Annotated in this window: 5 protein-coding genes and 1 pseudogene; all 6 read left to right on the top strand. The window is 26.1% G+C overall.

Annotated features, from left to right (window positions below):
- The first annotated feature begins 857 nt into the window (after nucleotides 1-857).
- The 6 genes and pseudogenes from MBCUT_RS09325 (at nucleotide 858) to rrp42 (ending at nucleotide 7,605) form a co-directional block, all read left to right on the top strand.
- Nucleotides 858-1,130 (top strand): hypothetical protein, encoded by a 273-nt coding sequence (locus MBCUT_RS09325; RefSeq protein ID WP_157082565.1) that lies wholly within the window; start codon nucleotides 858-860, stop codon nucleotides 1,128-1,130.
- A gap of 769 nt (nucleotides 1,131-1,899) precedes the next feature.
- Complete coding sequence (psmA, locus tag MBCUT_RS09320; protein ID WP_067260409.1) at nucleotides 1,900-2,670, top strand: archaeal proteasome endopeptidase complex subunit alpha; 771 nt, start codon at nucleotides 1,900-1,902, stop codon at nucleotides 2,668-2,670.
- 374 nt (nucleotides 2,671-3,044) lie between these two features.
- Entirely contained in the window at nucleotides 3,045-3,746 is a 702-nt protein-coding gene (locus MBCUT_RS09315; RefSeq protein ID WP_067260408.1) for a ribosome assembly factor SBDS, read from the top strand.
- A 743-nt stretch (nucleotides 3,747-4,489) separates the two neighbouring features.
- Nucleotides 4,490-5,173 (top strand): annotated as a pseudogene (gene rrp4, locus MBCUT_RS11600) (exosome complex RNA-binding protein Rrp4); the annotation flags it as partial.
- Between the two features lie 906 nt (nucleotides 5,174-6,079).
- Nucleotides 6,080-6,787, top strand: a complete 708-nt coding sequence (rrp41, locus tag MBCUT_RS09305; RefSeq protein ID WP_067260407.1) for an exosome complex exonuclease Rrp41 — start codon at nucleotides 6,080-6,082, stop codon at nucleotides 6,785-6,787.
- Between the two features lie 26 nt (nucleotides 6,788-6,813).
- The gene (gene rrp42 / locus MBCUT_RS09300; protein ID WP_084270797.1) at nucleotides 6,814-7,605 is read left to right on the top strand and encodes an exosome complex protein Rrp42; all 792 of its coding nucleotides are present in this window, start codon (nucleotides 6,814-6,816) and stop codon (nucleotides 7,603-7,605) included.
- Nucleotides 7,606-7,975 lie beyond the last annotated feature (370 nt).

Raw genomic sequence — 7,975 nt, 5'->3', positions numbered from 1 at the left:
ATAATATATTTTATAAAGATTATTTTTAAAAAATAAAATAATATATATGCCTATATAATATTTAAAGATGTTAAATGTGAAATATTTTCATTAAATTTTTTAAAAATCTTAATTATGGGACACTCTCGAATTTGTAATTTTTGTTTTAAAATTTCGACTTTGTAGAAATCATGTTAAGTATGATGGGATCACATATTAGTATTAATCAAAATACTATGTGATTGTCATGACAGTTTTATGTAATAATGAGTTAATAAAATTTATCTTTGCAGCTTTTTAAATGGCTAAATCGTTTTTGTCGATTTATTCCTGTAAAAAATCGAAACATACATACAATCAATATCATTTTATAGCGTTTTAGTGTTTTATGAAGCGATTAAGAATAGATCATCTGTTTTTCACTTTAGTCATTCAGTTAATGCCCAAAAATCTGATATTGTTTGGTTTAAAAACTATTCCACGGTATATTACACTGCCACAGTATACTACACTACAAAAATTCTTTAAAAGACTAAAATCCGATCCTATGGATAAAATAATGGATAAAATATAGAATTATTCGATATCAAAGAATCATGGGATGATTTTTAGATGGAACTGGGTACTCTTGTGATCAAGCAAGCACCTATTACACTGACAAAATCAAAAAAAGAAAAAAATGGATAAAAAACTTTACCAAAAACTAAATAACAAATAGACACAAAAAAAAACAAGTAGTACTAGCACACCGATTAGTTAAAGGACCAACACACGATTTCAAAAGATTCAATATCTCCATAATAAGAAAAATCAACAAATATAAACCCATAGAATTCAGTTTAGAAAAAACATACAATAATGAAAAAATACATAAAACCTTGCACGAAGAATTAAATGCAACTAGTATGATACATCATAAAAAAAGAGCTAAAAAAAGTAAATACAGAATATCAATGGAATCATTATTTAGCAAACCAAAACATCATCAAAGAAGTATAGTAAAAACAGTAATAGCTGTGATAAAAAGGATATTCAGTGATAAAAACCAAAACAGAAGTGATCAACTAAAAAATAAAGAAACTAAACTCAAAAACGCATTTTATGACATATATCACTACACAAAAACATTTAATATAAAAATTCAAATATGACTTATACAAATACTAAAAACAATATTTTTCTTGGGTTTTGGAATGTAACTAAGTCTTTTGTATGATTTGTTTACTACTTGTATTGGATGAATAGATGGGGTCTATATATTAAAATGCCTAGAAAATGATTTACTTAATGTAAAACATGTTTTTATTTTAATATTTCCTCGTTTTATTGATTTTTATCAATTATAAATCCTTGAAAAATATTTTTATTGGAATTCATGTTAATTATTTTTATATTTTTAATATCCTTATAGGTTATACATAATGATTTTAGTAATCAAAGGTAACTTTAATAGTAAACTTTATTAACTATATTATCCATATTATTATAAGTATATAAAATTTGAAAACATAATAAATACTAAACCATGGAGGTTTAGATTACTTTTAAAATTTTTAATTTTTAATTTTTATCCTTTGATATTGATATATGACCTTTATTGTTGAGTTTGTTCAACTTAATAATATTATAAGAATCTAGAATTAAATTCATAATAAAAATAATATCAAATCTTAATTAAACAATTATTAAATTTTATAAAAAACTTTATTATAGATCTAAATTAAATATATATAAGAAGTAATATTATATTAGGCCTATTTGAATATTCGACCTATTATATTTAGTTATTTTAGAATATTTAGGCTATTATATTAAATATTACTACAGTAAATATTATATGAGATCATTAATAACTATTTTCAAACTTTTAATTACAAAATAACATTAAATTTTATAATAAAAAACAAAGAGGTATAAATTATGCAACCTTTACAAAACGCTGGATATGATAGAGCTATCACTGTTTTTAGCCCAGATGGAAGACTTTTCCAAGTAGAATATGCTAGAGAAGCTGTAAAAAGAGGTACAACTTCTTTAGGTGTAAAATCAAAAGAGGGAATTGTTCTTGTTGTAGACAAAAGGACTACAAGTAAGTTAGTTGAGTCTAAATCTATAGAAAAAATCTTCCAAATTGATGATCATATTGGAGCAGCTACATCAGGATTAGTTGCTGATGCAAGAGCTTTAATTGAAAGAGCTAGAATGGAATCTCAAATTAACAAAATCACTTATAATGAACCAATTCGAGTAGAAACATTGGCTAAAAAAATCTGTGATATGAAGCAAATGTATACTCAAAATGGAGGGGTACGTCCTTTTGGATCTGCACTGATTATTGGTGGAGTAACTGATAAAGCATGTAAGCTATTTGAGACTGATCCAAGTGGAGCATTAATAGAATATAAGGCAACAGCTATTGGATCTGGAAGACAAGCAGCTATGGATGTTTTTGAAGAAAAATACAAGCAAGACTTAACATTGGAAGAATCAATTGATTTAGCTTTAGATGCAGTTTATGAGGCAACTGAAGGTAAAACTACTTCTGAAAGTGTTGAAATAGCTATTATTGATAAAAAGAGCAAGAAATACAGAAAAGTCTCTGATGAAGAAGTAGCTAAACACGTTGAAGCATTACTTGCTAGAAATGAAACTAATAAAAAAGATGAAGATGAAGAGTTGGAAGAAGACTAATCTTATTTATTTCAATAAAATAAATTGAAAGAAGAATCTATCTTCTTTCATTTAAATTTTCTAGGGATCACAGGGATAATTCAATTCTTCGCAGAGTTAAATTATATTTTTAATATTATTAAAATGATTGATATTTTTGAGATTGTTTAATGATTTTAATATTCATTAATTTCAATGAAATATTTAATTTTTGAGATTGTTTAATGATTGATATTTTTGAGATTAACTGATGATTTTAATATTCATTAATTTCAATGGAATATTTAATTATTTTAATACTATTAAGATTAGTTTATCATAATTCTCTAGATACTTCTTCTATTCATTTTTCATTCTATTTTACAGATTTTTTAATTTATTAATGAGGGAAAAATATGGTTAATATTGATGATGCTGTTATTGCTAGATTAGAGTCTCATGGAGAGAGGTTTGAAATTTTAGTTGACCCAGATTTGGCTTCAGATTTTAAAAATCCTGAAAAAGAAGGTTTAGCTATTGAAGATGTTTTAGCTGTTGAAGAAATATTTAAAGATGCTAAAAAAGGAGATAAAGCTTCTGAAGATAGTATGAATAAAGTATTTGAGAATATAGATACTTTAGAAGTCGCAACAGCAATAATTAATAAGGGCCACATTCAGCTTACTGCTCAACAGAAACGAGATATGCAGGAAGAAAAACGTCTTATGGTCATTAATAAAATAGCTAGAGAATCTATTAATCCTCAAACTGGACTTCCTCATCCTGTAAAGAGGATTGAAAATGCTATGGAAGAAACTAAAGTCAAAATAGATCCTTTTAAATCTGTTGATGAACAAGTTCAAACTACATTAAAAGCTATTAAAATTAAAATACCTATTAGATTTGAAAAGGTCAAAATAGCGGTAAGATTACCTGGAAATGTAGCAGGAAATGCCTTTTCACACATTTCTAAATTTGGAACCATTCTCAATGAAGAATGGCAACAGGATGGTTCTTGGGTAGCTATTGTTGAGATTCCTGGAGGAATTCAAGACAAATTCAATCTTAAAATGGGTGAATTATCTGGTGGAGAATCAGAAACTAAGCTTATTAAATAAGATAATAATTGGTAATTATGATTATTACTAATTATAATTTCTATTAATTATAGTTATTATTTTTAGATATTGGATTGTATGTATTAATTCTTTAGAAATAAATACAAAAATTATCCAAAAATTAATGCATTCTATAGATTTTCAAACATTAATGAATTAAGTAGATTATTTAGGTTTTAATTATTATTCATGATGTATTTAGATTTGATTTTCTATTAGTTATTATAGATATTTTTAATTTTATTCTTTTTAAATTATTAAAAATAGTAATTTTTATTATCAATGTTATAGTAATTATTAATAAATTTCTAATTTTATATTATTAATTTCCATATCAATGATTTTATCACCAAAATTATAATATTGATTATAATGATATAAATTTTATATTGTTAATTTCCATATCAATGATTTTATCACCAAAATTATAATATTGATTATAATGATATAAATAGTATAATGATTAAAATAATAATAATCAAAGATTATGTTAAATATTAGTAGTAACAATATTTAATAAAACTCATTGGATTTCTATTCAATTTATAATTCAATCATATTAATAATTAAATTAGTTTAGGTTCATATAAATTATATCTAGTTGTACATAATTGGATTTAAATCTATTTATGATCTGTTTTATATTCATAAATCGTTATATTATTGTGATGATTATATTCTCATTTATAACCTGTTTTATATTTATAAATCATTTTATATTACCCTATGGGGGCTTAATGTACATGATACATGTAAAAGACAAAGAATTAGTTGTTCCAGGAGAAATATTAGCTGAAGAGGGTTATTACTCTGGAAGGGGAACTTTTAAAGATGGTGACAAAGTTTGTTCTTCTTTAATGGGTTTAGTTTCCTTAAGGAGCAAAAAAATTAGCGTAATTCCTCTTAAGAGCAAGTATGTTCCGAAAAAAGGTGATGTAGTAATTGGAGAGATTGATGATATTCGCTTTTCAATGTGGGGAGTAGATATTAACTCACCATATTCTGGAATATTACCTGCATCAGAAGTTTTTGGAAGAGAAAAGAAAGAATTAAGTAAAGTATTTAAAATAGGTGATGTTCTCTTTTTAAGAGTTGTAGATGTTGATGAAGTTAAGAAAGTAAAATTAGGATTAAAAGGTAGAGGAATGGGTAAGTTTAGGGGAGGCATTCTAGTCGATATTACTCCAACTAAAGTTCCTCGTTTGATTGGTAAAAAAGGCTCTATGATCAACATGATTAAAGATAAAACCAAATGTAAAATAGTGGTTGGTCAAAATGGTCTTGTTTGGGTTAAAGGCGAGAAAGAAATGGAGCAAATAACCAAAAATATTATAAATCTAATCGAAGCTGAAGCACATACATCTGGCCTTACTAATAGAATTCGCGACAAATTATATCTTCTTGTTGATGGAGAAATACCAGAAGAATCTACTGAAGAGTTTGAAATAGGTATTGAAGAGGATATAAATGATAAAGATGAATCTTCTGAGATTAAAGTATATGTTGAAAATGATGAAACAGGACCAGAACATACATTAGATGATGTTTCTAATTCTGTATTGGAAAATCCAGAACTTGAAGATATTAGTGGGGAAGTAAAAAGCGAAAAGGATACCAATGATTCTGACAGTAATCTTGATGATGCTAATAAAGATGACATTGAAGAAGATAATAATACTAATGCTGAAAAACTCAGTGATACTGATAAAAAATCTGATTCTAACACCACTCGCAAGATTAACTTTCTAGATACTTTTGATCATCTTAAAAGCAAGAAGAAATCTAGAAAATCTTTTTTCGGTAGTATTACTAAAGCAGAAGATAGTGGATCTCCTACAATAAATATATCTAACAATGATAAAAAGTAGAGTTAGAATAAAGATATTAATGGATTGAAAAAGTATATAACTGCATATAGTTTATTATTAAGTTTAATTATTAACTTTAATTAATTGAATTAATATATGACTGCATATAGTTTATTATTAACTTTAATTAATTGAATTAATATATGACTGCATATAGTTTATTATTAACTTTAATTAATTGAATTAATATATGACTGCATATAGTTTATTATTAACTTTAATCATTTGATTTGTATATAACTGAATATGCTTTATTATTAAGTTTAATTAATAATTTTAATTAATTAAATTAATATATAATTGAATATAATTTGTTATTAAGTTTAATTATTAACTTTAATTAATTGAATTAGTATATAATTGAATATGCTTTATTATTAAGTTTAATTAATTGAATTAGTATATAATTGAATATGTTTTATTATTAAGTTTAATTATTGAATATAGTTTAATTGAGATTAAGAGGTGATTTTTATCCTTACCAACGATAAAAAAAGGGATGATGGAAGAGCATTTGATGAGATTCGTCCTTTAAAAATAGAAGCAGGAGTACTAGAAAGAGCAGATGGATCTGCTTATTTAGAAGTGGGTGGAAATAAAATTTTAGTGGCTGTTTATGGACCAAGAGAGTCATACATCAGAAGATTGTTACGCCCTAACACTGGTGTTATTAGATGTAGGTATAATATGGCTCCTTTTTCTGTTGATGATAGAAAAAGACCAGGCCCTGATAGACGATCTATAGAGATTTCAAAAATCACTGCTGAGGCTTTAAGACCGTCTTTAATGTTAGAAAGCTTTCCACGATCTATGGTGGATGTTTTCATAGAAGTAATAGAGGCTGAAGGTGGAACTCGCTGTGCAGGCATTACTGCAGCTTCTGTAGCATTAGCTGATGCAGGAATTCCAATGAAAGATATTGTGGTTGGATGTGCAGCAGGTAAATTTGATGATCAAATAGTTCTTGATCTTTCTGAGAAAGAAGATAAAGAAGGCCAAGCAGATGTTCCAGTAGCTATTATGCCAAGGACAGGTGATGTCACTCTACTTCAAAGTGATGGGGATCTTACCGAAGAAGAATTTGAGCAAGCTTTGGATTTAGCTATTGAAGGATGTAAAAAAATTAGTGAAGTTCAAAAAGAAGCTCTTAAAGTAAGATATTCTAAAGAATAGCTATAGTGAGAAATTTATGAGGAATTATTATGAAGATTATGCCTGAAATCACAAGAAATAGTATTACAAATCTTATTAATAGTGGACAAAGAGCTGATGGGAGAGTTTTGGATGAATATAGGGATATTTCCATTGAATCAGGAATTATATCTAAAGCTGAAGGCTCTGCAAGAGTTACAATAGGAAATACTCAAGTAATTGTTGGTATTAAACCTAGTATTGGTGAACCATTCCCAGATACTCCTAACGTAGGAGTATTAATGACTAATGGTGAGATGTTGCCTATGGCAGATCCAACATTTGAACCTGGACCACCAAGTGAAACATCAGTAGAATTAGCTCGTGTTGTTGATAGAGGTATTCGAGAAAGTGAAATGGTTGATTTAGAAAAGCTCTGTATTAAAGAAGGTAAAAAAGTATGGATGCTCTTCATTGATTTACATATAATAGATAATGATGGGAATTTATTTGATACTGCAAGCTTAGCTGTAATGGCTGCACTGTTAAATACTAAACTGCCTGTTGCAACATATGTTAATGATGAAGTTGTTATTGATGAAGAGAAAACAATGGATTTACCTCTTAGAGATAAAACAGCCATGTGTACATTTGTTAAAATTGGAGATAAAATGCTTCTTGATCCAGAACTTGATGAAGAAAGAATTTTAGATGCAAGATTATCCATTGGAATCACTGAATCTGGCAGTATATGTGCTATGCAAAAGGGTGGAGATAGTCCCTTAACAAGAGAAGATATTCTTGAATCTGTTAAAATAGCTTATTCTAAGACACCAGAATTAATTAAGATGATTAAATAGCTAATTTTCTTTAATTTTTTTATTTATTTAAAATAGTCATGATTTCATAATATTTTTATTTCATGATTATTTAATATATTTATTCTGTATTTTTTATTTTTATTTATTATAACAAGCATACAATCTTCAAATTTTATTTAATCTTTATTTTTATTACAATTCTTATTAATAAAAATTATAAAAAATTAAAAATATGAGAGTGTCTCATAAGTAAGATTTTTAAAAAATTTAATAAAAGTATTCCTCATTTAAAATCTTTAAATATTATATAACTACCTATATTATTTTATTTATTAAAAATAATATTTAAAAAATCTATAAATTAAACTTAAAATAATATAAATTCTTTAAAAATTGAATTAAATAAAAT

The organism is Methanobrevibacter cuticularis, assembly GCF_001639285.1.
Taxonomy (GTDB): Archaea; Methanobacteriota; Methanobacteria; order Methanobacteriales; family Methanobacteriaceae; genus Methanobaculum; species Methanobaculum cuticulare.
This window is presented reverse-complemented; position numbering and strand designations above follow the sequence as displayed.

Coding starts and splice junctions, on each gene's coding strand:
- psmA (WP_067260409.1), top strand. CDS start 1,900: ATGCAACCTTTACAAAACGCTGGATATGATAGAGCTATCACTGTTTTT.
- MBCUT_RS09315 (WP_067260408.1), top strand. CDS start 3,045: ATGGTTAATATTGATGATGCTGTTATTGCTAGATTAGAGTCTCATGGA.